Raw genomic sequence first — 24,780 nt, 5'->3', positions numbered from 1 at the left:
GCCGCTACTGCGGCTTGAAGTCGAGCGACAGATCGACCGTGCCGGTGTAGCCCGCGCCCGCGGGGGCCGCGTACCGGATCTGCGCCTTACCGCCGAACCACTGGTAGAGCGTGTTGCCGTTGCCCGCGCTCTGCCCGCCAGGCACCGAGTCGATCGTCAGCGACACCAAGCCGAGGCTCTCGCCCCCGAGGCCCTGTTGCAGGGTGTATTGCCGGTCATTGCTCGAGTAGACCGAGCCGAGGGCCTGCGAGATGGCGGTCCCGGTGAGGGTGCCCGTCTTGGGCTCACCCGTGAGGGTGATGAGAATGTTGTCGTTGCTCTGGACGGTCCCGCTGCCGGGCGCGGGGTCGATCTGGAGGTTGTACTGGAGCTGCCCGCTGGCCAGCCGGGTGGCCTCCAGGCTGCAGAAGCTGACACGGCCCGTCAGCGCCCCGCTGTAGGTACCCGTACAGACCGTGTTGCCATTGCCGCCGCCGTCGTTCGGGTCGCCGCAGGCCGCGAGCGATAACGCCAGCACTGCTCCCAGGTTCCGCCACATCTCTCTCATTTTCGTTCTTCCTCCGGGTTGCACCCTACCGCAGAGCCCGTGCGGCAAGTTGACCGATAGTGTGGGGGGCTCTCCCGCTCCTAATGTGCGCGGTGCCATGGCCTTTGTCACTCGTCGCCATCCCCGTGGAGAATCAGGTCAGGTCGCAGTGGAAACTGCCCTGATCATTCCACTCTTCATGTTCCTGATTCTCGGAATCCTACAACTCGGGATGATTGCCCAGACCCGGGTGATGGCGAAGTACGCCGTGTACCGGGCGGCGCGCGTGGGGGCCATGAACCACGCCAGCGTGGATGCGATGGAGGCCGCGGCCATCTTCCATCTGCTGCCCGTGCTCGTCAGCAGCTCCGAGACCATCCTGCCCACCAGCAGCACCAGCGACATCCTCACCAAGTACAACCGGATGATGGCGGAGAACCGGGCCAGCGGAATGGGGGGGGCCAAGATGGTGGAGATCGTCATCTGTGGGCCCACCCTGGGGGAGCTGCGCGGCACCGGCTCGACGCCACTGCCGGCGGCCACCCAGCGCGCGTTGCACGGCCTCGGTAGCAACAACGAGGTGGACTTCGATGATCCGCAGGTGCAACTGCCCACCGGCTTCGACGCCCAGACGGGTGAGGGCATGCGGCGCTACAACCGCATGCGCCTGCGCGTTCAGCTGCAGCTGCTCTACCGGATGCCCATCCCCTTCGCCAACTGGATCATGACCCGGACGTATCTGGGGCTCTCCCTGCCGTCGGTGCTGATGATGACGGACAAGGACGCGCCGCCGACCGTGACCAAGTCGGGTGCCCAGTTCACCGCGGTCCGCAATCTGGCCAACCGCCGCATCTACACGCTGCCCATCAACGTCAGCTACGCCATGCGGATGCAGAGCAACCTGTTCCTCAACCGATTCAAACTGCCCGAAGAAAACAAGTGCATCCACTACACGCCTTGAGCGGGGGCGGGTTCCCCGGATGCGGCATGACGAGGTTTCCATGATGAAGTTGCTTCGAGCTCAGTCACGAGGCCCCGGCTCCGGGGCCATGCGCTCGCGCGGCCAGGCGATGATCCTGGGCGTGGTGACCCTTCTGGTCCTGGCGCTGGTGGTGTTCATCACCATCAACGTGACGGTGTCGGTGCAGCAGAAGATCCGGCTGCAGAACTACGCGGATGCCAAGGCCTTCTCCCTGGCCGTGGCCGAGGCTCGCGCCCTCAACCACTTCGCGTACACCAACAGGGCCATCGCCTCGGCCTACGTGGGCATGGCCAACGTGCACGCGTACATGTCCGAGGCGGCCATGCTGGTGGACCTGAAGCTGTCCGCGGCGGGCGTGATGAGTCAGATCGCCGCGCAGGAGCGCTCGCTGTGCTACTGCTGCTGCTCGCCCTTCGGGTGCGCGCCCTGCTGCTTCACCCACTGCATCCACTCGTTCGAGGCGAGCATCAACGCCGTGGGCCTGACGATCGATTGGATCAGCGGGCGGATGGGCCAGCGCATCCGCCAGTTGGACCAGCCGGCGCAGCAGCTCATGCGCGCCCTGGACGCCCACGTCACCCTGCTGAGCGGCTCGCAGACGGCGGTGCGGGTGGGCATGACGTCCACGTTGATGTCGGGCAGCCTCGGCTCCCTCAAGGACGACAACATGGCGAAGGCCTCGTCCGTCACGAAGGACGAGGACATGGTGAACGCCTTCAACGTCGCCCAGTGGAACAAGATCTTCTACACCAACACCCAGCTCAAGCGGCGCATCATGGCCGAGACGGTGAACGCCTCCCGTCAGGACTTCGCGTGGAACCGCAAGGGCTCTCCGGCCATCCAGGCGGTGCTCTTCCCGCAGCTCAACCAGCTCGTCCGGGCCTCGCTGTGGATGGGGCCGCAGGGCAACTGGCTCGTCTCCCAGGTGCCGGACACCGGCTTCATGGCGGGCGGCCGCACGGGTGCGACGGACGGCAACTTCCCGGGGCAGACGGGCGGCATGGTCTTCATGGCGCGCGACAGCGCGGCGTCGTCCACCCAGGGCCAGAGCATGAGCTCGTATGACTGGGGCACGCTCAACGGCCAGTGGCGGCACGGCGCCGGAATGGGGCCGCTGCCGGCCATGGGCCCCATGGGCCCCGGTGAGCTGGTGAGTGGCCAGTCCGCGCGCCACCGGGCGGACCTGGGCATGCTGGACTTCTTCAACCGGCCGCACTCGGGCAGCCAGCACTCCTCTCCCCAGATGCGGATGGAGCGCTTCACGGAGTTCAACATCGGCACCAGCGCTCCGTTCAATCAGCCCGCGGTCTTCGCCGCGGTCACCACGGACGCCCGCGTCAACGAGTACGGCATCCGCGGCCCCTATGAGGTGGCCAAGAACGGCACCGGGACGGTCCGCATCAAGAACACGGGCTCCCAGGATGCCGTGCTGACGCTCACCAACAACGAGCCCATGCACGCCTTCTCCAAGGCCCAGGTCTACTACCACCGCATCGGCGACTGGTCCGACTACCCCAACCTCTTCAATCCCTATTGGCGGGCCAAGCTCCACCCGCTGACGGCTCAGGATCTGGCGTCGCTCACGAGCGTCGACTCGGACGCGGCCGTGGTGGTGGGCGGCGCGAGGGCCGTGCCCAATAGCGGCGGAAAGGGAGTGAACGTCCAATGAGCAGCCTCTCCTCACGGTGGGCCCTCGCGGGCTCCAGGCGCCGGCGCGGTGCCGCGCTGACCGAGACCGCGCTGTTGATGATCGTCCTCATCCCGCTGTTGCTCTACGCCCTGTTCCTCATCGACGCGGCGTTCATGAAGCTGGATCTCCAGGAGACGGTCGTGTCGGGCCTGTGGGACTTCTCCGTCCGCAACTCCGAGTCCGGTTCCCGGGACGAGGACTTCGGCCAGATTCAGCGCGCCGTGCGCGCCACGTACTCGGACCACACCTCCGCCATCGATGATGGCGCGGAGGTGAACAACCCGGGCTACGGCGAGGTCGAGCGCATCCGGGGCAACCACAACCACCAGAAGCACCACAAGATCTACTTCGCCGCCCAGTACACGTTCCGCTTCGACGCGAACGTGGGGCCGGACACCCAGTTCCAGTGCACGCTGTCGGGGGACTCGGGCGTGACCAGTGATCCCACCGGCCTGATGTCCGCGTTCGCCAGTTCCGGATACAACGTGGGCGGCCAGGTACGGTGCAACGCCACGGGCTACATCTACAACTACCTCATCCCGGAGAAGCTCTTCACGGAGTTCACCGACGTGAAGATGTCCAACCTGACCAAGCGTCAGAACAACTCGGACTCGCACGAGTTCCAGGGCCGGGGTGGCAACATCGTGGCCCACGAGACGGGCTCGCTCATCTACCACACGTGGGCGCTGCGCAACGGCGCGGCTTCCGGCAGGCTCGCGGATGCGGACATCGGCGCGCGCCCCAACGCGATGGCCGATCCGGGCAACGTGGATGGTCCCTTCTATGATCGCGTGACGTTCCACTACACGAACTCGCCGACCTACGCGGCGGTGGCGGGGGCCTCGGGCGCCTTCACGGCGCGGGCCGCGTCGCAGCGCATCCTGACGGCCATCACCGCGGGGGCGAGCACCCGGAGTGTGACGGGTCTGCCCAACATGGCGGGTGTGTTCCTCATCTCCCGCTACAGGGCGCAGAGCCCGGGACAGCGGCAACAGTCCGCGGGTTTCGGCTTCGGCGGAGGCCAGGGCTTCCAGTCCACGCCCTACCGCAACGTCAACAACAACTACGTGAACGCCGCCAGCAACCGGGGCGTGCACTACATGGGCTGCCGTCAGGAGGAGAGGGATCGGTGTCCTTGAGAAGCGTCGTTGTCACCGCCGCCCTGGTCTGGGCGGCCCCCGCCCTGGCCGGCCAGGGTCCGAAAGAGTCCGTGGCCCAGGCGCTCTCCGAGGCCAGGCCGGCGCAGTCGTCCTCCGCCGCTGGGGGCTCGTGCTGCGGTGGCTCGGGCGGCTCGTGTGGCGCGGCGGCGCAGCCTGGGGAGGATCCCCTCGCCGTGCACCGGGCCAATGGGCACGACCCCTACGCCTCGGAGGAGAGCTGGCGGACGTTCGTGCGTGAGGTGATGTCCCAGGGCCCGCTCCCGGAGACGGAGCCGGCGGACGCGGATCTCTTCGGCTTCGGTGTGTACCGCGGCGTGCGTCCCGAGCCCATGGGCAGCCAGCTCGTCAACGGCGCGCGGATGGAGATCGCCTCGCTCATCGTCGAGGAGCCTCCGCGGGTGGTGACGAAGTTCTACCTGCAGTCCCTGGAGGACATGGGGATCGCGCCGATCCAGGGCCAGGTGGATGAAGTGCCCGGGATGACGTACCTGAGCTTCCGGCCGCCGGGCAGCAAGAACCTGAAGACGATCACCCTGGTCCCCCATGGCGAGGGCACGGTCATCCTGGCCTCGGTGGGCAACCCGGAGGAGTTGATCCAAGGGCGTTCCACCTTGCCGGACGGCGTGCCGCTGCCGCCCAAGGCGGAGCTGCCCTCGGCCATCCAGCAGCTCGAGCCTGGCATGTCCTCGCGCAGCACCTTCTTCCTGGTGCGGGAGAGCTCGGTGGAGAACGTCCAGTCCTTCTACCGCAAGGAGCTGCTCCAGCGCGGCTTCGTCGCCGTGTCGGTGAAGGATGGGCTGCCCGGGATGGAGAGCTACCAGAAGGGCAACTCCCTGCTGGCCATTTCCGCCCAGGCCCATACGGATCCCGCCACGGTGGCTGTAGGCTTGATGTGGCTCGATCAATGAGAGGAAAAGCCGTGTTCGTCCCTACCTTGCGTTCCGTGACCCTGGGAGTGTTGCTCGCCGCGGGACTGGCCTCCGCCCAGGCCCCCAAGAAGAAGAAGGAGGCCGCGCCTCAGCCTCCCAAACCCCTTGTCACCAAGGCTCCGCAGACGTGCGCGGATCAGTGTGAGATCATCGACAAGGTGTGCGCGGATCCCTGCAAGGACATCAAGAACAACCCGGATGCGAAGCAGGCCTGCGAGGCCAACTGCAAGCAGATGGCCGATGCCTGCAACGGGAGCTGCAAGTCCAAGGGGAAGCTGGACGCCCAGTACATGATGGAGAACATCAAGCCGCCCAAGGCTCCCCCGGGTGTGAAGGTGAAGAACGATGAGGACCACTGAAGCGGGTGAGGCGAAGTGCGTGGAGCGTGCCGGGCGGCGAGGCCTCTTGGGCTGGCGGCGCCGGCGCGGTCAGGCGATGGTCGAATACTCGGCCGTCGTTTTCGTCCTGGCGCTGGGCGGAGGCGCGAGCATCATCACGGTTCTTCCGATGCTGATGGGCGCCCTCAACCGCTACCTGCAGGGCCTGTATTACATGATCAACCTGGCCGTGCCCTGAGGCGAGGCAAGGCCGAGGCCATGGCGCACGGTGTGGCCATGCGCCCCGGGCTCCGCCTGGCGGCCGGGGCCGGGCAGGGGCCCTACGGGGCCTTCACCACGAGCCGCAGACCGGTGGGCAGGCGCGTGGTGTCCTTGATGTTGTTCCACCGCTTGATGTCTTCCACCGTCACGCCGTAGCGCTGGGCGACGCTCCAGATGGACTCGCCCGCGGCCAGCTCGTGCACGGCGCCGGGGCGGCCCGCGTTGGCGGCCGGGGCGCGCTGGGCGATGACGGTGCCCGCGCGCTCCACCACCTGCTTGGGCGCGCTGTCCGGCCACACGTACAGCACCGAGCCCACCTTCAGGGCCTTCTTGCTGGCGCGCACCGAGAGGTTGTTCCACTTGCGCATGTCCTCCACGTTCACCTGGAAGCGCTGGGCGATGGCCCACAGGCTGTCCCCCGACTGCACGCCGTAGGTGATGCGTTTGCGGCCGTTGAGGCTCTCCGTCTTGATGGGGCCGGTGGCCACGGGGCCGCGCGGCGTGCCGGCGGGCACCTCGTCCTCGGGACGCATCACCGTCACGCCGCTGCGCCGGGCCTGCGCCACCTTGCGCGCCAGCGCGCTGTCCGCGTCCGCCTTGGCCCCACGCCCGGCCGGCACCGGAACCACCAGCTCCGCCCCCAGCCTCAGCGTCCGCACGCTCTTGAGCTGGTTCATCTGCAGGATGGCCTCGGGCGCCGTGCCGTAGGTGAGGGCGATCTGCGACAGCGTGTCGCCGCGCTTCACCCTGTGGACGCGGAAGGTGAGCCGATCCTTGGGCGCGATGCGGGGGAAGTTCTCCGCGAAGCGCGGGGCCGTGCCCTGGGGCAGGCGCAGCACGTAGGGGTTCTTCGCGCTCGCCGGCGGGGTGCACCAGCGCCGCAGCTCGGGGTTGAGCTCCTGGATGTCCGTCACGGACACCCCCGCCGCCCGGGCGATGACGTCCAGGTCCGTGGCGTCGGTGATCTTCACCTCGTCGAAGCGGAGCGCCTGCTCGTAGACGAACTCGTCCTCGGAGAAGCCGAAGGCCGCCGGGTGCTTGGCGATGAGCGCCGCGGCGATGAGCTTGGGCACGTAGTGCTTCGTCTCCGTGGCCAGCCCCTTCTCGGCGGAGATGACCCAGAAGTCATCCGTCCCGTGGCGCTCCACCAGCCGGCGCACCCGGCCGCTGCCGGTGTTGTAGCCGGCCCACGCCAGGTACCAGTGGCCCAGCTCCTTGTAGAGGTCCTTCAGGTAGCGCGCGGCCGCGTAGGTGGCCTTGATGGGATCCCTGCGCTCGTCCACCCAGAAGTCCTGGTGCAGCCCGTACTGGCGGCCGGTGCTGGAGATGAACTGCCAGGGGCCCGAGGCGTGCGCCCACGAGTAGGCGGTGGGGGAGAAGCCGCTCTCGATCATCGCCAGGTACACCGTGTCGCGCGGCAGCCCCTGGGCCTCGAGGATGGGCTGCATCACCGGCAGGTAGCGCGTGGAGCGGCTCACCCACTTGCGGAACCACTTGCGGCCCGGGCCCTGGAAGAACTGGATGTACTGGGCCACCAGCGGCTGCATCTCCACCGGGATGTCGTACTTGGGCTGCACCCGCGCCACGTCGAAGCTGGACAGGTCGGTGATGAGGGGCAGCTCGCCCAGCTCCTCGTCCTCGCGGAAGGTGGGCTCCTCCAACGCGTCCAGCATGCGCTGGCGCAGCGGGTTGGCCAGGCCCAGCCGGCGCAGCGACTGGAGCACCTCGGCGTTGGGCCGGGCACCCGGGTCCAGCGTGGCGCCCTCCAGCGCCCGCATCTCCTCGAGCTCGGTGGACTCCTCCGTGGGCTCCTCGCCGTCGGCGGCCTCGGTGGACTCGTTGCGCAGGTCCTCCAGCACCTCGTCGGCGGACTGGACAGGGACTTCCGCCTCGGGCTCCTGGGCCCGGGCCGTGGCGGCCCCCGCCAGCAACTGCTTGTCCTGCGCGCCGAGCACCCGCATCCCGGGGGGCGGCGGAGGCATCGGCACCGCCTCCTTGGCGGGCGGGACGGACGAGAGGACCAGGAAGATCAGGCTGAAGGGCGGCATGGTCACCTGGGAGCCGGCTGCTGGAGGGGCCGGGTTGATGGGGGACTCGAGTGTTCGATGCTTTTCGCTTCACTCAAACAAGCATCCGGGCGGGCCATCTTCCCCTTGGATGGTGCCAACGGGAAGAAACACACCGCCTGGATGTGTTTCAAGGTTTCGGTTTCACTGCCGGTGGCTGGCCGTGGCCGGGACCGAGGATCTTCGGCACGTAGGTGGCGAAGTCGAAGTAGGGAGAGTTCTCCCGGTTGTGACAGGTGACGCACACGTCCTGCCCCGGGCGGGCGATGATGTTGGCGTCGGACGGGTCCTCGGCATGGAGCGAGCCCGGGCCGTGGCAGCTCTCGCAGCCCACGTTCTCGCGGCCGGCCACCTTGTCCAGGCGGCACACCCCGCCGGGCTTCTCCCAGCCGGTGACGTGGCAGCCGGTGCAGTTGAGGTGGAACTGCTTGCCCGCGTCCTCCAGCGACTTCCAGGCGTGGCTGTGCTTGGAGGACTCCCACAGCGGGAAGGACTCCGCGTGGCACTCGGCGCACGAGGCGTTGCCCACGAAGGCGGCCTGGCCCTTCTCCGGAGCCGGGCAGTCCTGGCCGTGTGCCCTGGCCCACTCGAGGTTCATCTTCCCCACGTCCGCGTCGTAGGCCGTCACCACCTTCAGGGCCTGGGGATCCGAGGGGAGGGTGGACTCCAGGGGGACGAAGCGCACCGAGAAGCTGTCGCCCTCGCCGGCCGCCGCCACTGGCGCGGTGAGCAGGGCCTGCCGGCGCGCCACCAGCTCCTGCACCTTCTGCTGCAGCAGCTGCTTGCGCTCCGGGGAGAGGCCCGGGAGGTTGATCTCCTTGTCCATGAGCGCCAGACGCCGCTCGAGGGAGGAGGCCTCGCGCTCGGTGTCCGCCGCCGTCTTCTGGAGGGTGAAGGGGCCCGGCTTCGCGCCGTAGGCCAGGTCCACGCGCAGCAGCGAGCGGCCCTTGCTCTGCAGCGCGACGACGGGCACGTCCCGCGCGGGCTTGTTCTCCTCGCCGTCGAACTCGGAGTCGGTGTGCGTGGCCACCACCAGGTCCACTCCCAGCTCCGGCGTGGCCGCGGCCTGCTGGGCCTGCTGCATGGTGCCGTGGAAGAGGCCCAGCACGAACTGGGCGCCCCCGGCACGGGCCCTGGCCGCGGCCTGCTTCAGCCCCGCCGCGTCCGCCGCACCCACCACGCCCACCTTGCGCGCCCCGGCGGCCAGCACCTTCACGCCGCCGGGCTCCAGCTCGGGCAGTCCCAGCCCCTGGCGGAAGGCGGCGCCGCGCGTGTCGTCCAGCTCACCCGCCGCGCGCACCACGAGGCCCATGTCCTTCATGGCCTCGGCGAGCGCCCGCGCCTTGCGCTCCTCCTGCGGCACCTGCTCCGGCTTCAGCTCCTTCTCTCCGAAGAGGCTGTCACCGCCGTCCACGTAGAGGACGGGCAGGGCGCCCTTGCGCGCCTCCTTCACCTGCGCCGCCGCGCGCGCGATGCCTCCGCGCATGTTCTCGCTGCAGCCGCAAGGGCCCAGGTAGCCGCGCACGTCCGCGGACACGAAGAGGATGGCTCCCGGCGCGTCCTCCCGGGCGGCGGTGTTTCCCTGCGAGGCGGCCGGTGGCTCGGCGGGACGGGACTCCTTGCTGCGCGAGCACCCTGAGAGCGCCGCCAGCAGGGCCAGTCCGGTGACGAGCCGCTTCACCGCTTCACCAGATGATGCTCTGTACCAGCTCGTCGATCTTCTCACCCATCTTCTCCAGTCCGTTCACCTTGGACAGGCTGCCGTCGGCGCCGACCTGCTCGGCCAGCTTGCTCAGCTCGTCATCCGGGAGGCTGGAGAAGAGGATGATGGGGATGTCCTGGGTGCCGTACTCGTTCTTCAGCGTCCGGCAGATGTCCGTGCCCTTGGCCTCGGGCATGTGGATGTCCGTGAGGATGAGGTCCGGCTTCCACGTCTGCAGGGTCTTCTCGAACTCCATCAACGTCGACGTGGCGATGACCTCGTAGCCGCGCGCTTCCAGCACGGCCTTCTCCATGGCGAGGGTGATCTCGCTGTCGTCGATGAGGAGGATCTTTCGCTTCTCTTGCACGGCAACCTCTTCCTGGGCGGCCTTTTCTAGCCCAGGGCTCCGATGACTCCAAGGCTTTCTCGTGGGGGTGGAATCCACCGGGGCACGAGTCGTCAGCTACCCTGGAGGACGAGCGGCCCGGCGGCACATTGGTGTTGCCCGGCGGGACGGGGGTGGGCACTAAGGCGGCCATGCGTCGCGCTCTGACTGGACTGTGCCTGGTGCTGTCCGTCCTCCTGCTGCCGAGGGCCTGGGCCCTCAACGCGGGCCTCGGGGAGCCCCCCTTGCTGGACCGGCAGACGCCCTATGCCGCCGCCCAGGGCTTCTCCGCCGCCGTGCACCGGGGGGACTACGAGCTGGCCGCGCACTACCTGGACCTGGACTTCATCCCCCCCGCCGAGCAGAAGGCCCGGGGCGCCGTGCTGGCCCGGCGGCTCAAGTTCGTCCTGGACCACAAGCTGCCCACCGCCCTGACCACCCTGAGCAAGGAGCCCCAGGGGGACGCGGAGGGCACCCGCTTCGACCAGATCGCCGTCCTCACCGTGGGCGAGGCCTCCTACCCCATCCGCCTGGCCCACGTCCCCGCCGCGGGTGGGCGGGTGTGGGTGTTCAGCGAGGCGACGGTGCGGGCGATTGATCCGCTCTACGAGGCGTACGGGCCGTCCACGCTGGGCGAGGTGCTGCCGCCGTGGTTCTTCGAGAAGCCGGTGCTGGGGATGGAGCTGTGGCAGTGGTTGGGCCTGGTGCTGACGGTGCTGGGGGCGGGGCTGCTGTGCGTGGTGCTGGAGAAGCTCTCCCTGAAGGTGCTGGGGCAGCTGGCGAAGTGGACGCGCAACGGCTGGGACGATGCGCTGGTGCCCGCGTGCAAGGGGCCCATGCGGCTGCTGTACTTCGCGCTGCTCGGGGCCCTGGGGGCGACGCTGCTGCTGTTGCCGCCCACGGCCCGGTTCCTGGCATCGCACCTCTTCACCACGCTGCTCATCGTGTCGGTGGCGTGGTTCATCCTGCGCTTCCTCCGGGTGACGGCGCAGTTCGTCCAGCAGTCGGTGACGAAGGAGGGCAAGGACGCCTCGCGAGCGCGCGGGCTGCACACCCAGCTGGCGGTGCTGCGCTCCGTGTTCGAGGCGGCCACCTACCTCATCGCGGCGGCGCTGCTGCTCATGCAGTTCGAGACGGTGCGCAACGTGGGCGTGTCGCTGCTGGCCTCGGCCGGTATCGCGGGCCTCGTCATCGGTCTGGCCGCGCAGAAGTCCATCTCCTCGCTGCTGGCCGGCATCCAGCTGTCCATCACCCAGCCCATCCGGATTGGAGACCAGGTGGTGGTGGAGAACGAGTTCGGCACGGTGGAGGAGATCACCCTCACGTACGTGGTGGTGAAGGTGTGGGACGAGCGGCGGCTGGTCATCCCCATTCCGCACTTCCTCGACAAGCCCTTCCAGAACTGGAGCAAGGGCGGGCAGAGCATGCTGGGCCCGGTGAAGCTGCTGGCGGACTTCTCGACGGACATGGACGCGCTGCGCGCGGAGCTGCGGCGCATCCTGGACACCGATGGCAAGGCGCTGTGGGACGGGAAGGTGGCCACCGTGGTGGTGGAGGACGTGCTGGACCGGACGCTGCAGGTGCGCGTGCTGTTGAGCGCCCACCCGTCCAACCTCTTCGACTTGAGGGCGCTGGTGCGCGAGAAGCTGATGGCGTACCTGCGCGCGCGGCCCGAGTGGCTGCCCACCACGCGCACCGAGTCCCGTCCGGCGGCCCCGCAGCCCGCCCCCGCCCCGGCGGGCGAGCAGGCTCCACCGGCTCCTCCCACCACGCCCCGGGCGTAGGACAGCGGACAGAGCGCCGGCTCCGCCAGCCCGAGGCGTGAATAGGCTCCGCCCCCCGCGCGTCTGGGGGAGTGGTTGACGCACCCGGGGTTGCCAGACCTGGCCGGGTGCACCAGAGGGTGGAGCCTGTGATGAAGCGTCTTGCCTGGTTGTGGGGAGCCGCCTCGTTGGCGGCCGCGGTGATGATGGCGCCCTTGCCGGCGCGGGCCCAGCAGCGGGGCCGCACCGATGGACCGGAGGGCTCCGAGTACGGCAAGGGAGGGTACTCCCGGTCCTCGGACAGCCGGTTCTCTCTCGAGTTCAACTGGGGCGCGGCGTTCGCCGCCGATGCGACCACGGTGCGCCGGGGAAGCGTGCCGCTGTTCTTCGGCGGTACCGCCTCGCTCTGGGGCGCGGAGTGGTACCAGTTCGACCTGAGCGGTGCCTACGTGCTGCAGAACGGCCAGTGGAGCGTGCTGGCGGGCCCGCGCTTCCGCACCTACGGCTTCCCGGTGAGCTTGAACGTGGGCCTCAAGGCCGGCGGCTTCTTCATCCCCGACACGGGCCTGCGCTTCGGGCTGTCGCCCCAGGTGGGCGTGGACCTGTTCGCGGCCAACGAGCGGCTGGTGCTCGGCCTGGGTTATGCGCTGGACGTTCCCATTGTCGGCTCCGGGGACTTTCGCGGCATCATGAACCGGTTGTTCATGAACGTCGGGTACAGGTTCTGACGCCATGCTCGCCCACGCTCTCGCCGCAGTGATCGCGCTCGCCACCGGACAGGTGCGGCAACCCGTGCCCGTGCTTCCCTTCCCGGGCCAGACGCAGACGTACAACATCATCCAGTGGGACCCCAACCAGCTGCCGCGCATCTACGAACGCACGGACCAGCTCCCGCTCACCGATGAAGAGGTGGCGAAGCTGGCGAAGGCGGGCTTCGACGAGGCCCAGCTGGTGAAGATGATCGAACAGCGCCGCTGCGCCTGCGACGCGAGCGCGGACGGGCTCATCCGCCTCAAGGAAGCCGGCGTGCCCAAGGGCGTGCTGGACGCGGTGTCCACCCACGCGCTGCGGCCCAACCGGGCGCTGGACTTGCTGGTGACGCTGGACTTCACCGGCGAGAGCCGCACGGCGCGCGAGGGCTTCCTCTACTTCTTCGTGGAGGACGGGGAGGTGACGCGCGTCTTCACGGCCAACCTCCCGGAGCTGCTCGCGCGCCAGAACCAGCACGAGACGATGGTGGACCGCAGCGACATCCTGCGCGCCCGCACGGTGCGCCGCATCCAGCTGGCCGGGCAGGTGCCGCTCAAGACGTACGGCCCGCACCGGGTGATGGTGGTGGCCAGCGCCAGCCCGACGCTCACCCACCCCTCGCAGCTCACCGGCGCCGAGCGGGCCAAGGCCCAGCTCTACACCTTCGACTACCCGCGCTCGTCCCTGCAGAGCCTCTGCCGGCTGACGGCCGGGTACAAGCGCGACGCGGTGCTGACCTACAAGTGGAACTTCCAGGGCAGCCGCTTCGAATGCGAATGGAACTAGGAGTGCTCGCCATGAAGACCCGTCTCATCGTCTCCGCCTCGCTCGCCGGGCTCCTCGCCACCGCCTGCGGAGGGCCTCGCGCCTTCACCCGCGGCACCTACGAGGACCCGAACACCATCGAGATGCTGTCGGATCAGTTCAACGAGAACGACCTGCAGCTCATCGCCAAGAAGATGGTGAACTCGCTGGCCGCCTCGCCGCGCTTCTCCCAGCCCCCCGGGCCGCAGCTGCCCGTGGTGCTGGTGGGCCGGCTGAAGAACAAGACGTCCGAGCACATCGACATGGTCTCGCTGGGGGACAAGATCCAGACGGGGCTGGCGCAGACGGGCCGGTTCGCCCTGCTCGACAAGGCGGCGCGCGAGGACCTGGCCGAGGAGTACGAGTACCAGCAGTCCGGCTACGTGCGCCCCGACTCGGCCAAGGGCCCGGGCGAGCAGGCCAGCGCGGACTACCTGCTCACCGGAGAGCTCGCCTCCATCGTCCAGCAGGTCGGCAACGACAAGCTCGTCTATTACAAGATGACCGTGAAGCTGAACAACGTGCGCACGGGCATCGTGGAGTGGACAGACGAGAAGGAGATCCGCAAGAAGTTCGAGCGGAAGCCCATCTCCTGGTAGCCGGCCATGAGCGACTCGCGCCGTCACAGGGGGCTGGGAAGTACCGTGCTCGTGCTGGCGGGCCTGGTGCTGCTGTCCGGCTGCGCGGGGGACTACGTCGCGCGCACGCGCAACCTGCGCACCGCGTACGAGCGCGAGTCGTACGAGCTCGCGCTGACCGAGCTGGACGCGGTGGCGAAGCACGGCACGGGCAAGGACGCGCTGCTGGTGCTGCTGGACCGGGGCATGGTGCTGCATGCCGCGGGGCGGTGGCGCGACAGCATCCAGGTGCTGGCGGAGGCGGATCGGCTGGCCTCGGAGCTGGACGTCGTCTCGGTGAGCGAGGAGGCCGGGACGCTCCTCACCAACGAGCGGGAGCGCGCCTACCGGGGCGAGGACTTCGAGCGGTTGATGATCTCCGTGCTGCAGGCGCTCAACTACGCGCAGCTGGGCCAGGACGAGGAAGCCCTCGTCGAGGTCCGCCGGGTGAACGAGCGGCTGCGGAAGATGATCACCGAGGAGAAGAAGCCGTACGAGCAGCTCGCCATCGCGCGCTACCTCGGCGGCGTGCTGTACGAGGACCAGCGGGAGTGGGACTCGGCGTACATCGACTACGCGAAGGCGCTCGAGCTGGAGCCGGGGCTGGGGCCGCTGGCGGAGCCGCTGTTGAGGCTGGCGAAGAAGACGGGGCGGCTGGACGAGTACGAGCGGCTGCGCAAGCGCTTCCCGGACGTGGCGCACGAGCCGCTGGGCCCGGGCGAGGGGCAGGTGCTGGTGGTGGTGGAGGCGGGGCTGGCGCCGGAGAAGGAGCCCGTGGACCGGAGGCTGGAGACGCACGATCTCATCCAGGTGCCGGTGTTCCGGGACCGGGGCCGCCCGGGCCTGGCGCGGGTCTGGGTGGGGGAGCGCGGCCAGCGGGCGGTGACGGTGACGTCGCTGGCGGACGTGGCGAAGGTGCACCTGAACGAGCGCATCGGCCGGATGCTCGCCAGGCAGGTGGCCGGGGCCGTGGCCAAGGCGGGTGTGGCGGCGGGGGCGGGCGCGCTGACGAAGAGCAAGGAAGTGGGGGCGCTGACGTTCCTGCTGCTGAACACGATGAACCAGCCGGACCTGCGCTCGTGGATGTCGCTGCCGGCGGAGTTCCAGCTGGCGCGCTTCCGGTTGCCAGCGGGGCGGCACACCGTGACGGTGGAGGCCGAGGGCCTGCGCACCGAGCGGGAGGTCGAGGTCCAGCCTGGCCGCGTGCGCATCCTCGTGCTCCGCCGCTACGATTGACCGCTCCCCGCCGCGAGATACGCTCCAGCCCCCCACTTCCCAAGGAACCTCCCTCCATGGCCGTACAGGACCTGCGGGCCACGCCCGCGCCCCGCGGACTCCACCGGCACCTCTACGTCCAGGTGCTCGTGGCGATCGCCCTGGGCGCGCTGCTCGGCCACTTCTCCCCGGGCTTCGGCGCGTCGCTGAAGCCCCTGGGGGACGGCTTCATCAAGCTGGTGAAGATGGTCATCGCCCCCGTCATCTTCCTCACGGTGGTGACGGGCATCGCGGGCTCCTCGGACCTGAACAAGGTGGGCCGCGTGGCCGCGAAGGCCTTCGCCTACTTCCTCACCTTCTCGACATTGGCCCTCGTGGTGGGCATGGTCATCGCCAACGTGGTGCGGCCGGGGCAGGGGATGAACATCGACCCGAGCACCCTCACCTCCGCGGGCGAGGTGAGCAACTACGCCGCCAAGGCGCATGAGCAGTCGCTGGTGAAGTTCCTGCTCAACATCATCCCCAACACGGTGGTGAGCGCCTTCTCCGAGGGCGACATCCTCCAGGTGCTGTTCGTCTCCGTGCTCTTCGGCATCGCCCTGGCGATGATTGGAGAGAAGGCCCGGCCCACGCTGCAGCTGCTCGAGTCGCTGAGCCACGCCTTCTTCCGGCTGGTGGGCATCCTCATGAAGGCCGCGCCCATCGGGGCCTTCGGCGCGTTCGCCTTCACCATCGGCAAGTACGGCATCGGCTCGGTGGTGAACCTGGCGGCGCTCGTGCTCACCTTCTACCTGACGTCGGTCGTCTTCGTGCTCGGGGTGCTGGGGCTGGTGGCCCGCTACAACGGCTTCTCCGTCTTGCGGCTCATCCGCTACCTCCGGGCGGAGCTGCTGCTCGTGCTCGGCACCAGCTCGTCCGAGGCCGCGCTGCCCAGCCTGCTGGAGAAGATGGAGCGGGCGGGCTGCCCCAAGCAGATCGTCGGCCTGGTGGTGCCCACCGGCTACTCCTTCAACCTCGATGGCACCAACATCTACATGACGCTGGCGGCGCTCTTCATCGCCCAGGCGACCAACACCGAGTTGAGCCTCGGCCAGCAGGTGCTGTTGCTGCTGGTGGCCATGGTGAGCTCCAAGGGCGCGGCGGGCGTGACGGGCGCGGGCTTCATCACCCTCGCGGCCACCCTGTCGGTGGTGCCCTCGGTGCCCATCGCCGGCATGGCGCTCATCCTCGGCATCGATCGCTTCATGTCCGAGTGCCGCGCGTTGACCAACTTCATCGGCAACGCCGTGGCCACCGTCGTGGTGTCCAACTGGGAAGGGGGGCTGGACCGCAAGGCCTTCGAGGAGGCCCTGCAAGCGCCTCCCCTCCCTGTCGCGCTTGGGGAGAGGGCCGGGTGAGGGGGGCTCGTCTCCTGGATTCAACGCAGTGTATGCCCCCTCCTACCCACGACACCAATCTGTGCTAGGTGTCGGGCCCCCCATGTCTCTCGCGGTAGCCCTCTCCACCTATTCGCTGATCATCCTGCTGGGCGCCATCGTGGGCGCGCTGGCGGTGGTGTTCACCCGGAAGCCGACGCGGCTGGTGACGTTCCTGGCGTTCGCGGCGGGGGTGATGTTCGGGGCGGCCTTCTTCCACATGCTGCCGGAGGCGTACCACGGCGGAGGCTTCTGGGCCTTCGCGCTGGTGCCCGCGGGCTTCGTGTTCCTGATGGTGCTCGAGCGGTACGTGCTGACGCACGCGTGCGAGGAGCCGCCGGAGTGCGAGGAGCACATGCACGGGAACACGCTGGGACTGACGGCGTTCCTGGGGCTGTCGGCGCACACGCTGTTCGACGGCGTGGCGCTGGGCTCGGCGGTGAAGGAAGGCGTGGGGTTGATGGCGCTGCTGGCCATCACCTCGCACAAGATTCCGTCGTCGCTCTCGTTGGCGTCCATCCTCAAGACCGAGGGGAAGAGCTCGGGACGCATCCTGGTCTACGCGGTGCTGTACGGGCTGATGGTGCCGGTGGGGGCGGTGCTGTACTTCGCCTTCGACGCGGTGCTGCGCTTCGAGTCCCTGGCCCCGAGGGCGCTGGCCTTCTCGGCGGGCACGTTCCTCTACGTGGCGGTGTCGGACCTGCTGCCGCACGTGAACCGGCACGGCAAGGACAACCGGGGGCGCAACCTGGTGGCGCTGGCGGCGGGCCTGCTGTTGATGCTGGCGCTCGCGCAGGTGACCGGGCACCCCGGCCACTGAGCCCCGCCCGGGCATGGGGCGGAACGGCTGGCCGCCCGGTGGACAGCCGGTGGACGTGGCCCCGGCCCGGCCGCGGGTTCCCGGGCTGCAAGGGACCTTCCGAGGTCGCACCCTGAGTCGTGGACCTGGAGCGACCGCGAGGACCCCCATGCTCACCGTTGATGAACTGATGGCCCGGCAGCTGGTCACCCTGAAGGAGGACGATGACGTCGTCCGGGGAGATGACCTGCTGGCAGAACACGACATCCGCCATCTGCCCGTGGTGAAGGACGGGAAGCTCGTCGGGCTGGTGAGCCATCGGGACCTGATTCGAGCCCTGGCACGTCACGAGCGCAGCCCGGGCTCGCCCCCGGTGCAGGTGCGGGACATCATGACGCGCGCGCCGGAGACGCTGCGGCCCCGGAGCTCGGTGCGCGAGGCGATCCACAAGCTGCTCGACCGCAAGTTCGGCTGCGTGCCGGTGGTGGAGGACGGGGACCGGCTGGTGGGCATCATCACCGAGACGGATCTCATCCGGCTCGCGGGCCGCCTGCTGGACAAGGACGAGCGGCACTGAGACGGCTCACCCCACTGGCAGGGCCTCCTGCTCCTCTTCCATGCCGTGCACCGTCAGCACGGGGCAGGTGGCCCGGGCCACGACCTTCTGCGCCACACTGCCCATGAAGAGCCGGGCGAGCCCGGTGCGCCCATGGGTGCCCATCACCACCAGGTCATAGCCAGTGTTCGCGATCCGGAGGATGGTGTCGGCGGCGGGCCCCCGCTCCAGGTGGACCCGCAGGGGCACGGAGCTGGAGTGGTACTGCTCGGACCAGGCGTGCAGCAGCCGGCCGGCATGGGCGAGGCCCGTCGATTCCAATTGCGATCCCGGGTCCCCGGGAATCATCACCAGGCTCTCCGATTCCAGGTGCGGGGGGGGCTCCCAGACGTGAAGCAGATCGATGGAGGCGCCCATCCGTTCTGCGAGCGAGAGGGCGTACTGCATGGCGCGCCGCGAATATTCCGAGAAGTCGGTGGCCACGAGGATGCGGCGGATGGGTTGGGCCATCATGGCTGTCTCCCTGCGAGCGGACCCGAGGGTCCGCGACACCAGTGCCTTCATGGAACATGCGCCATGAGGCCGTTGTGGGCCGTCCATGCGGTGGACGCCGGAGGTTGGCCGCATGGCGCGCGGCCATGCTTGCTTTTCGGCCCGATGCGCCGAGGATGCGCGCCGCCGCCAGCGCGGCACCGCGCCCATGGAACGACTCTCCGACTGGTACGATCATCCCGAGTATTACGAAGCCATCTTCGGCACGGACACCGAGCGGGAGATGGACTTCCTGCTGGAGGTGGGCCGCCGCTACGGCACGGGCGGCAAGCGGCTGCTGGAGCCCGCGTGCGGAGCGGGGCGGCTGGTGGCCGAGGCCGCGCGCCGGGGCTGCCAGGTGGTGGGCTACGACATCTCCGAGAAGATGCTGGCCCACGCGCGCCAGCGCCTGACTCCGGCGCAGCGCCGGCGGGTGCGCCTCCACACCTCGCGCATGGAGACATTCCACCGGCCGGAGCTGGAAGGGCAGGTGGACCTGGCGTTCAACCTGGTGTCCACGTTCCGCTACCTCGACAGCGAGGCGGCGGCGCTGGCGCACCTGGAGGGGACGCGGCGGCTGCTGAAGCCCGAGGGCCTGTACGTGCTCGGCTTCCACCTCACGCACTACGCCCGGCGCAAGCCGGAGCATGAGCGCTGGGTGGAGCGGCTGGGGAAGGACACGGTGGTGTGCAACACCCATGAGGGGCTGCCGGAGCGCCGCCAGAGACGCTCGGAGATGCGCAACCGGCTGCGGATAACGGGGCCGGGGAAGGACCTGCTCATCGAGACGCACTGGTACTTCCGCACGTACGACCTGGCGCAGGCGAGGCGCCTGTTCCGCCGGGCGGGCCTTCGGGTGGTGGAGGTCTTCGACTTCGACTACCAGGTGGACACGCCGCGCAAGCGGGGGGAGATCCGGCTCGACAGCATCTTCGTCCTGCAACCCGCGAAGAGCTCCGAATGAAGACACCGCTCAAGCCGCTGTTCCTGCTCGCGGACAGCTCGCTGCTGTTCTGGCGCGTGGGGGACAAGCCGTTCCTGGACTGCCTGCGCGTGCTGACGGGGGCGGACCTCGCGGTGCCGCCCATCCAGGCGGCCTACCTGGGCGCGTCGAACGGAGACGTGCCCGCCTTCTTCGAGCTCTTCACCGCGGCGATGGAGCTGGCGGGCATCACCCACTGCCGGATGATTCCCTCGAGGCCCACGGACGAGGACCGCGAGTGGCTCGCGGGAGCGCACGTCATCCTGCTGGCGGGGGGAGATCCACTGTTGGGGTGGGAGAGCTTCCGTGAGAACGGCCTGGAGCCCGTGCTCCGGCAGCGCTACCTGGACGGCGCGGTGCTCATGGGCATCTCCGCGGGAGCGATGCAGCTCGGAGAGCGGGCGTGGAGTGAGTCCGGGCCCGGTGCGTCGGCGCTGTTCCCGGTGCTCGGACTGGCCCCGTTCATCGTGGGGGCGCACGAGCAGCCAGAGTGGGCGGAGTTGAAGCGCGCCGTGCGGGAGGCCGGCCCGGGAGTGCGAGGGATTGGCATTCCCGCCGGGGGAGGGGCCCTGCTGCACCCGGACCAGAGCCTGGAGCCGGTGCGCCACCCGCTGGTCGAGCTGCGCCACGAGGAGGGCGCGTTGCGCGAGACGCTGCTCTACCCACCGCGAGAGCCCTACCGGGGCGAGGTGCGGCTGCTGCCTTCCTCGCTTCTTCAATGACAGCCGTGGACCTGCACACGTTCCATCCAGGCGGCGGGTTCGATTCCCGCCGCCTCCACTGGAAGTAGCCGTCGGCAGTGATGCCTGCTTCCTGGCCACGCGGCGCACCGCTCAAGGCCCATCGTCAATCCATCGTCAGTCCATCGTCAATCCATCGTCAATCTCCAGCCGCGGCGGCGGTTCTCCCGGCGTATGAACTTGTCACTTGCGATTTATAGTCTTGGTTCATAGGAATCCCCGGGTACGTCCATTTTCAAATTTTCCTGGAGATTTCGTGAAATGAGGAATCTGTATGGTTTTGTGGGGCTGGCGCTGGCGCTGACCACGGCGCTGGCCAGCTCCACGTCCCACGCCCAATGTCCCGCTGGGGTGGATGAGTCGACGGTGCGGCCCATCAGTGGCTACTTCCCGCAGGATCCCGTCACGGTGCTGGTGAATGGGCAGCCGCTGACCTACCAGAGCGTGGCGCCGTTCATGATCAACGGCCGTGTCTTCGTGGAGATGGCGGCGCTCTACAACGCGCTCGGGCTGGCCATCACGTTCGAGCCCTCACCGGCCTACAAGCTGACCGGGACGAAGGATGACCTGAAGGTCATCACCTGCCTGGGCACCCGCACCGCGTACAAGACCATCTACGGGCTGGATGCGGGCACCATCTCGATGAGTGCCGCGGCCTTCATCGCCCAGGAGTACAACAAGACGCTGGTGCCCGCGGCTTTCATCGCGGACGCGGCCGGCGCCCAGGTGAACTACAACAGCACCACGCGCACGGTGACCATCACCTCGGGCCGCACGTACTTCTTCGACTGGAACGGCTCCTCCGGCACCTACATCCAGTACAGCGACTCGCGCTACCTGGGCCCCGAGGGCGGCACCTACTCGTGCGCCACGGGCTCCACGTTCGACATCAAGACGAAGTACTGCGTGCTCAACGGCACCACCACCGCCGTGGGGCCCTTCCCCACGCTCTACCGGACGCGCTGCCAGCAGTTGGGCTACACCAACTGCGCCACCAACAACTGGCCCACGGACCAGCTGCTGCGGATCATCGACACCGCGGGGCTGACCTCGCAGACGCAGGCCGAGGTGGTGGCCCTGATGAAGAGCAACCCGGAGGTGTACGGCGTCCCCTACGAGAACAACGACATCGTGAGCTCGGGCCTCTACTCGCTCACCGGCTCGGCCCTGGCGGACTTCCAGCGCTCGGAGAATCCGATGCCGCCCTTCGTGCTCTCCGGCCGCCGGCAGACGGACTCCCTGGTGCGCACCCTGTACCTGATGCTGCCGTCCTCCGTGCGCACCACCTACGCCTTCCTGCACCCGGATCGCGTGGCGCAGACGCCGGACGCCTACCTCCCCTACATCCAGAAGAAGCGGAAGGCCTACGTGGTGGGCTCCTTCATGGGCCTGGGTGGCATCTCCACCACCTCGGATCCGAAGTACCGCGCCGTCCTCCTGCGCCACGAGCGCGAGCTCTTCAAGCTGCGCACCACGCTGTCCCTGCTCAATGCCATGGGCATCCAGGTGGAGGGCGTCCTCTACTCGCTGGGTGACACCACGGACAACAACAGCCTCATCCAGTCCATCAAGACGGAGCTGCAGCAGCGCTATGATCGCATCCTCACCGCCGCGGGCCTGACCCCGCAGCCCATCTCCTTCGGAGGTGACGAGCTGATGCCGGTGGCCTTCGCGCGCGCCCTGGGCGTGCAGTACCCCGTGTACGTGCGCATCTCCAACCCGAACATGCAGCACCGCTATGATGGGCTGCGCACCACGCGCGTGCTGTTCAACCAGAAGCTCCCCGAGGTGGGCCTCACCGAGACCACCACGCGTGGCACCGCCGCCTTCGAGGTGCACGTGCTCACCCGCGAGCCGCAGATCGGCACGAAGATCGCCAGCGGCTCCGCCCGCTGCGACGGTGGCACCTACGGCATCGACGACTGGCTCTACTACGGCGACAGCACCACGGGCGGCTTCCGCTGCTCGGTGGACCGGACCAACCAGGCCAGCCACGACTCCAGCTTCATGTCGTACTTCAACACCTACACGGCGGCGGACCGGCAGCGCTCCTTCATCATCGACGCGCGCACCCACAACGGCTCGTGGAACAACACCTCCGCGCCCACCCAGTGTGACTACCTGGGCTACTCGGGCTGGGGCACGGGCGCCAACAACATCGGTGCGTCTCTGGCCATCGCCAAGATCCTGCACTACAGCAACAACCGCGGTGGCTCGCCGGTGGCGAAGCGGCTGTTCCTGGAGGCGGTGGCGCATGACGTGTACGCCAATGGCTACCAGGACGCGCAGCGCGGGCAGCTCAAGACGGACCTGGCGTCCATCTACGGCATCACCTTCAACCACCACCCGGGCTACACCAAGGCGAACGACGTCTACAACGTCTTCAACTACCTGACCGATTTCGCCAGCAACAAGATGAAGACGCACTACAACGGCACCAGCTGCATCCCCACCACCTACGCGTCCCCGTTCAAGTTCACCGCCCAGTTCTGGCGGACCTTCGAGAGCGAGGTGCACCTGTGGCCGGTGGGCGCCGGGGAGATCTTCACCCCGGGCGTGTACCGGACGGGCACGGTGCCCGGTGCGACGCAGCCCATGTGGCAGGTGTTGGATCCGCTCGGCCGTGGCACCGCGGGCACCACCCGGGTGGACATGAGCTACCTGTTGGCGGAGTAGCACGGCTCCAGCCACGCCCCCGCCTCCACCCGGATGAGCCGCCGGGTGGGGGAGGGGAGGAGCGCCCCTGGAGCGGGGACTCCCCGCGGGGCTCAGCCCTTCTGGCCCCGGCCGAGCTCCAGCGCCTGCTTGTCGCGCAGCAGCAGGTTCCACGTCTGCGGCTGCGAGGCCAGCAGCGTGAGCCAGGTGTCGAGCTCCCCGTCCATCGCCGGGTCCACGCCCTTGAGCTTCTGAAGCACCGGCACCGCGCCCGACAGGCCCAGCCGCGCGATGCTCTCCAGGATGGCGCTCCGCACCTCGCGGGAGCCCTCCGTGGCGAAGCGCCCGGTCAGCGCCTTCATCGTCCGCTCGGCCTCTCCCACCGCCACCGTGCCCAGTGTCTTCGCCGCCGCGGCCCGCACCTCGGGGTGCTCGGACTTCTCGAGCAGCTGCCGCACGGAGTCCACCGCGGGGGTCCGCGCCGCCTCGATGGAGGAGGCGCTCAGCAGCCCCGCCGCCGTCTTCGGATCACCCGCCTCCGACGCGAGCGCCACCGCCTGCTCCGCCACGCCCCGGGTGCGTCCGAAGTTGCGCCCGGCCTCGTCCTTCAGGTTGCCCACCACCGCCTCGCGCACCTCGGGCGCCGGGTCCTTCACCCACTGCCGGTACGCCTGCCGCGTGGACTCCGCCTTCGCCAGCACGTCGCTCGCCGGCTCGTCCGAGGCCCGCAGCGCCCGCACCATCACCGCCTTGCGCCCCGGGTCCGACTCGCGCCCCACCTTGTCCAGCACCCGCTCCAGCACCGTGCTGTCCCCCGTCAGGTTGAAGCGCATCACCCACAGGGACGTCAGCGCCTCCAGCACCTCCGGATCCTGCTCCGCCTCCACCTTCGCCCACAGCTGCTCGGGCGGCAGGTTCTCCAGGATGCCGCGCAGCTGCTCCATCACATACCGGCGCCAGGCCGGTGAGCCCTTGCCCTGGCGGTACTCCTCCACCAGCGCGTCCAGCTCGCACGGCACCGCCCGCAGCATGTCCTGTGGCGGGGGGGTCGCCACGGGGGCCGAGGCCGACGACGCCGGAGCCTTCCGCCCGCCACCCGTGCTCGCGCTGTCCGAGGCCGTGGGGGCCGGCGCCTCAGCGGAGGGCCCGTCCTCCCTGCCCGAGCGCCACAGCATCAGTCCCGCCAGCACGGCGATCAGCCCCGCGCCAACACCCACCCACTTCTTCCTCGCTCCCGTGCTCATCTCCTACCCCTCCGGGGCCTCGCAGCTGTGGTGGATGGTCTTGCCGATGAAGGCCCGGTCGAAGTCGACCTGGCCCGCCTCGTACATCGTCTTGAAGTCGGCGTAGTCCTGCTGGAAGCGCGCGTCCTGCCGCGCGAAGTCCTTCAGCAGTGGCAGGGCCCGGGCGCCCGCGGCCCGCACCGCGTAGCGGACGATGGCCCAGCGCACGCACTCGTTCTTCTCCTGGGGGAAGGACTGGCGGAAGGCCTCGAGCACCGCCTGGGTGTCGCGTCCCGAGGACAGCACCAGCGCGGCCATCTCCCGCACGTCGGGGTCCGGGTCCTCGAGATGGAGCTTCGCCAGCTGCTGGACCGACGCGCCGTCGAGCCGGGCGTCCGGGTAGGTGCCCATCTCGATGGCGAGGCCGCGCACGCTGGGCTCGGTGGAGTCGAGCGCCACCTCCAGCAGCTTGCCCATGTACGGGTCGAAGCGGCCGGTGCGCTGGAAGTCGGTGTCCATCACCCGGCCGATGGAGCGCACCGTGTGCATGGCCACGCCGGTGATGAGCGTGTCCTTCTTGGCCAGCGTGGTGAGGCGCTCCAGCATGGCCGGCTCGAAGCGGTGCTGCGTCTCCAGGGCCATGAGGGCGTTGGCCTGGTGGCCGGGGTCCTGGTGGCTCTCGGCCATGGAG

The 24,780-nt window shown here is 68.9% G+C and carries 24 protein-coding genes; 17 read left to right on the top strand and 7 right to left on the bottom strand.

Annotated features, from left to right (window positions below; all coding sequences use genetic code 11):
• Positions 1 to 4: 4 nt before the first annotated feature.
• Positions 5 to 547 (bottom strand): hypothetical protein, encoded by a 543-nt coding sequence (locus AC16DP_RS45750; RefSeq protein ID WP_329729264.1) that lies wholly within the window; start codon positions 545 to 547, stop codon positions 5 to 7.
• Positions 548 to 644: 97 nt separating this feature from the next.
• On the opposite strand from AC16DP_RS45750, the gene AC16DP_RS45745 reads away from it, so the two are divergent.
• The 6 genes from AC16DP_RS45745 to AC16DP_RS45720 are packed head-to-tail and all read left to right on the top strand — an operon-like array spanning position 645 to position 5,863.
• On the top strand, positions 645 to 1,487 hold the full coding sequence (locus AC16DP_RS45745; RefSeq protein ID WP_329729263.1) for a TadE/TadG family type IV pilus assembly protein: 843 nt from the start codon (positions 645 to 647) through the stop codon (positions 1,485 to 1,487).
• A 40-nt stretch (positions 1,488 to 1,527) separates the two neighbouring features.
• Positions 1,528 to 3,177 (top strand): hypothetical protein, encoded by a 1,650-nt coding sequence (locus AC16DP_RS45740; protein WP_329729262.1) that lies wholly within the window; start codon positions 1,528 to 1,530, stop codon positions 3,175 to 3,177.
• Positions 3,174 to 4,337 (top strand): hypothetical protein, encoded by a 1,164-nt coding sequence (locus AC16DP_RS45735; RefSeq protein ID WP_329729261.1) that lies wholly within the window; start codon positions 3,174 to 3,176, stop codon positions 4,335 to 4,337. Before AC16DP_RS45740 ends, AC16DP_RS45735 begins: the two co-directional genes overlap by 4 nt.
• Positions 4,334 to 5,266, top strand: a complete 933-nt coding sequence (locus AC16DP_RS45730) for a hypothetical protein (protein ID WP_329729260.1) — start codon at positions 4,334 to 4,336, stop codon at positions 5,264 to 5,266. Before AC16DP_RS45735 ends, AC16DP_RS45730 begins: the two co-directional genes overlap by 4 nt.
• An 11-nt stretch (positions 5,267 to 5,277) precedes the next feature.
• Entirely contained in the window at positions 5,278 to 5,646 is a 369-nt protein-coding gene (locus AC16DP_RS45725) for a hypothetical protein (RefSeq protein ID WP_329729259.1), read from the top strand.
• The gene (locus tag AC16DP_RS45720; RefSeq protein WP_329729258.1) at positions 5,633 to 5,863 is read left to right on the top strand and encodes a hypothetical protein; all 231 of its coding nucleotides are present in this window, start codon (positions 5,633 to 5,635) and stop codon (positions 5,861 to 5,863) included. Before AC16DP_RS45725 ends, AC16DP_RS45720 begins: the two co-directional genes overlap by 14 nt.
• Positions 5,864 to 5,945: 82 nt before the next feature.
• Here the strand turns inward: AC16DP_RS45720 and AC16DP_RS45715 are convergent, their stop codons facing one another.
• From AC16DP_RS45715 to AC16DP_RS45705, 3 genes are all read right to left on the bottom strand, one after another.
• The gene (locus tag AC16DP_RS45715) at positions 5,946 to 7,934 is read right to left on the bottom strand and encodes a LysM peptidoglycan-binding domain-containing protein (RefSeq protein WP_329729257.1); all 1,989 of its coding nucleotides are present in this window, start codon (positions 7,932 to 7,934) and stop codon (positions 5,946 to 5,948) included.
• A gap of 148 nt (positions 7,935 to 8,082) precedes the next feature.
• Positions 8,083 to 9,633, bottom strand: coding sequence for a multiheme c-type cytochrome (locus AC16DP_RS45710; protein WP_329729256.1), 1,551 nt, complete (start codon positions 9,631 to 9,633; stop codon positions 8,083 to 8,085).
• A 4-nt stretch (positions 9,634 to 9,637) separates the two neighbouring features.
• The gene (locus AC16DP_RS45705) at positions 9,638 to 10,021 is read right to left on the bottom strand and encodes a response regulator (protein ID WP_047859801.1); all 384 of its coding nucleotides are present in this window, start codon (positions 10,019 to 10,021) and stop codon (positions 9,638 to 9,640) included.
• A gap of 170 nt (positions 10,022 to 10,191) precedes the next feature.
• Between AC16DP_RS45705 and AC16DP_RS45700 the strand changes: the two genes are divergently transcribed.
• From AC16DP_RS45700 to AC16DP_RS45665, 8 genes are all read left to right on the top strand, one after another.
• Positions 10,192 to 11,823, top strand: coding sequence for a mechanosensitive ion channel family protein (locus AC16DP_RS45700; RefSeq protein WP_329729255.1), 1,632 nt, complete (start codon positions 10,192 to 10,194; stop codon positions 11,821 to 11,823).
• 131 nt (positions 11,824 to 11,954) lie between these two features.
• Positions 11,955 to 12,530: a hypothetical protein gene (locus AC16DP_RS45695; RefSeq protein WP_329729254.1), complete on the top strand. Its 576-nt coding sequence runs from the start codon at positions 11,955 to 11,957 to the stop codon at positions 12,528 to 12,530.
• 4 nt (positions 12,531 to 12,534) lie between these two features.
• The gene (locus tag AC16DP_RS45690) at positions 12,535 to 13,338 is read left to right on the top strand and encodes a hypothetical protein (RefSeq protein ID WP_329729253.1); all 804 of its coding nucleotides are present in this window, start codon (positions 12,535 to 12,537) and stop codon (positions 13,336 to 13,338) included.
• Positions 13,339 to 13,349: 11 nt separating this feature from the next.
• Positions 13,350 to 13,955 carry a penicillin-binding protein activator LpoB gene (gene lpoB, locus AC16DP_RS45685; RefSeq protein ID WP_329729252.1) on the top strand — a complete coding sequence of 202 codons (606 nt, stop codon included), beginning with the start codon at positions 13,350 to 13,352 and terminating at the stop codon, positions 13,953 to 13,955.
• 6 nt (positions 13,956 to 13,961) lie between these two features.
• Positions 13,962 to 15,209 carry a COG3014 family protein gene (locus AC16DP_RS45680; RefSeq protein WP_329729251.1) on the top strand — a complete coding sequence of 416 codons (1,248 nt, stop codon included), beginning with the start codon at positions 13,962 to 13,964 and terminating at the stop codon, positions 15,207 to 15,209.
• Between the two features lie 56 nt (positions 15,210 to 15,265).
• Positions 15,266 to 16,585, top strand: coding sequence for a dicarboxylate/amino acid:cation symporter (locus AC16DP_RS45675; protein ID WP_329729250.1), 1,320 nt, complete (start codon positions 15,266 to 15,268; stop codon positions 16,583 to 16,585).
• Positions 16,586 to 16,667: 82 nt separating this feature from the next.
• Positions 16,668 to 17,423, top strand: coding sequence for a ZIP family metal transporter (locus tag AC16DP_RS45670; RefSeq protein ID WP_329729249.1), 756 nt, complete (start codon positions 16,668 to 16,670; stop codon positions 17,421 to 17,423).
• Between the two features lie 148 nt (positions 17,424 to 17,571).
• Positions 17,572 to 17,979 carry a CBS domain-containing protein gene (locus AC16DP_RS45665; RefSeq protein WP_329729248.1) on the top strand — a complete coding sequence of 136 codons (408 nt, stop codon included), beginning with the start codon at positions 17,572 to 17,574 and terminating at the stop codon, positions 17,977 to 17,979.
• A gap of 6 nt (positions 17,980 to 17,985) precedes the next feature.
• On the opposite strand, the gene AC16DP_RS45660 is transcribed toward AC16DP_RS45665, so the two are convergent.
• A complete protein-coding gene (locus AC16DP_RS45660) occupies positions 17,986 to 18,471 on the bottom strand; it encodes a universal stress protein (protein ID WP_329729247.1) in 486 nt (161 codons plus the stop codon).
• A gap of 187 nt (positions 18,472 to 18,658) precedes the next feature.
• Here AC16DP_RS45660 and AC16DP_RS45655 point away from each other — a divergent pair, with 187 nt between their 5' ends.
• From AC16DP_RS45655 to AC16DP_RS45645, 3 genes are all read left to right on the top strand, one after another.
• On the top strand, positions 18,659 to 19,453 hold the full coding sequence (locus tag AC16DP_RS45655; protein WP_329729246.1) for a class I SAM-dependent methyltransferase: 795 nt from the start codon (positions 18,659 to 18,661) through the stop codon (positions 19,451 to 19,453).
• Complete coding sequence (locus AC16DP_RS45650) at positions 19,450 to 20,193, top strand: Type 1 glutamine amidotransferase-like domain-containing protein (protein WP_329729245.1); 744 nt, start codon at positions 19,450 to 19,452, stop codon at positions 20,191 to 20,193. Before AC16DP_RS45655 ends, AC16DP_RS45650 begins: the two co-directional genes overlap by 4 nt.
• 279 nt (positions 20,194 to 20,472) lie before the next feature.
• The gene (locus AC16DP_RS45645) at positions 20,473 to 22,887 is read left to right on the top strand and encodes a stalk domain-containing protein (RefSeq protein WP_329729244.1); all 2,415 of its coding nucleotides are present in this window, start codon (positions 20,473 to 20,475) and stop codon (positions 22,885 to 22,887) included.
• Between the two features lie 92 nt (positions 22,888 to 22,979).
• Here the strand turns inward: AC16DP_RS45645 and AC16DP_RS45640 are convergent, their stop codons facing one another.
• Together AC16DP_RS45640 and AC16DP_RS45635 are read right to left on the bottom strand one after the other, a co-directional pair.
• On the bottom strand, positions 22,980 to 24,110 hold the full coding sequence (locus tag AC16DP_RS45640) for a HEAT repeat domain-containing protein (protein ID WP_329729243.1): 1,131 nt from the start codon (positions 24,108 to 24,110) through the stop codon (positions 22,980 to 22,982).
• A 3-nt stretch (positions 24,111 to 24,113) separates the two neighbouring features.
• Positions 24,114 to 24,780: HEAT repeat domain-containing protein (locus AC16DP_RS45635; protein ID WP_483957081.1), on the bottom strand; the 667-nt coding region annotated here is incomplete at its 5' end.

This window comes from Archangium sp. (assembly GCF_057119385.1).
This window is presented reverse-complemented; position numbering and strand designations above follow the sequence as displayed.

Coding starts and splice junctions, on each gene's coding strand:
- AC16DP_RS45750 (WP_329729264.1), bottom strand. CDS start 547: ATGAGAGAGATGTGGCGGAACCTGGGAGCAGTGCTGGCGTTATCGCTC.
- AC16DP_RS45745 (WP_329729263.1), top strand. CDS start 645: ATGGCCTTTGTCACTCGTCGCCATCCCCGTGGAGAATCAGGTCAGGTC.
- AC16DP_RS45740 (WP_329729262.1), top strand. CDS start 1,528: ATGATGAAGTTGCTTCGAGCTCAGTCACGAGGCCCCGGCTCCGGGGCC.
- AC16DP_RS45735 (WP_329729261.1), top strand. CDS start 3,174: ATGAGCAGCCTCTCCTCACGGTGGGCCCTCGCGGGCTCCAGGCGCCGG.
- AC16DP_RS45720 (WP_329729258.1), top strand. CDS start 5,633: ATGAGGACCACTGAAGCGGGTGAGGCGAAGTGCGTGGAGCGTGCCGGG.
- AC16DP_RS45715 (WP_329729257.1), bottom strand. CDS start 7,934: ATGCCGCCCTTCAGCCTGATCTTCCTGGTCCTCTCGTCCGTCCCGCCC.
- AC16DP_RS45700 (WP_329729255.1), top strand. CDS start 10,192: ATGCGTCGCGCTCTGACTGGACTGTGCCTGGTGCTGTCCGTCCTCCTG.
- AC16DP_RS45695 (WP_329729254.1), top strand. CDS start 11,955: ATGAAGCGTCTTGCCTGGTTGTGGGGAGCCGCCTCGTTGGCGGCCGCG.
- AC16DP_RS45690 (WP_329729253.1), top strand. CDS start 12,535: ATGCTCGCCCACGCTCTCGCCGCAGTGATCGCGCTCGCCACCGGACAG.
- lpoB (WP_329729252.1), top strand. CDS start 13,350: ATGAAGACCCGTCTCATCGTCTCCGCCTCGCTCGCCGGGCTCCTCGCC.
- AC16DP_RS45680 (WP_329729251.1), top strand. CDS start 13,962: ATGAGCGACTCGCGCCGTCACAGGGGGCTGGGAAGTACCGTGCTCGTG.
- AC16DP_RS45675 (WP_329729250.1), top strand. CDS start 15,266: ATGGCCGTACAGGACCTGCGGGCCACGCCCGCGCCCCGCGGACTCCAC.
- AC16DP_RS45670 (WP_329729249.1), top strand. CDS start 16,668: ATGTCTCTCGCGGTAGCCCTCTCCACCTATTCGCTGATCATCCTGCTG.
- AC16DP_RS45665 (WP_329729248.1), top strand. CDS start 17,572: ATGCTCACCGTTGATGAACTGATGGCCCGGCAGCTGGTCACCCTGAAG.
- AC16DP_RS45660 (WP_329729247.1), bottom strand. CDS start 18,471: ATGATGGCCCAACCCATCCGCCGCATCCTCGTGGCCACCGACTTCTCG.
- AC16DP_RS45655 (WP_329729246.1), top strand. CDS start 18,659: ATGGAACGACTCTCCGACTGGTACGATCATCCCGAGTATTACGAAGCC.
- AC16DP_RS45650 (WP_329729245.1), top strand. CDS start 19,450: ATGAAGACACCGCTCAAGCCGCTGTTCCTGCTCGCGGACAGCTCGCTG.
- AC16DP_RS45645 (WP_329729244.1), top strand. CDS start 20,473: ATGAGGAATCTGTATGGTTTTGTGGGGCTGGCGCTGGCGCTGACCACG.
- AC16DP_RS45640 (WP_329729243.1), bottom strand. CDS start 24,110: ATGAGCACGGGAGCGAGGAAGAAGTGGGTGGGTGTTGGCGCGGGGCTG.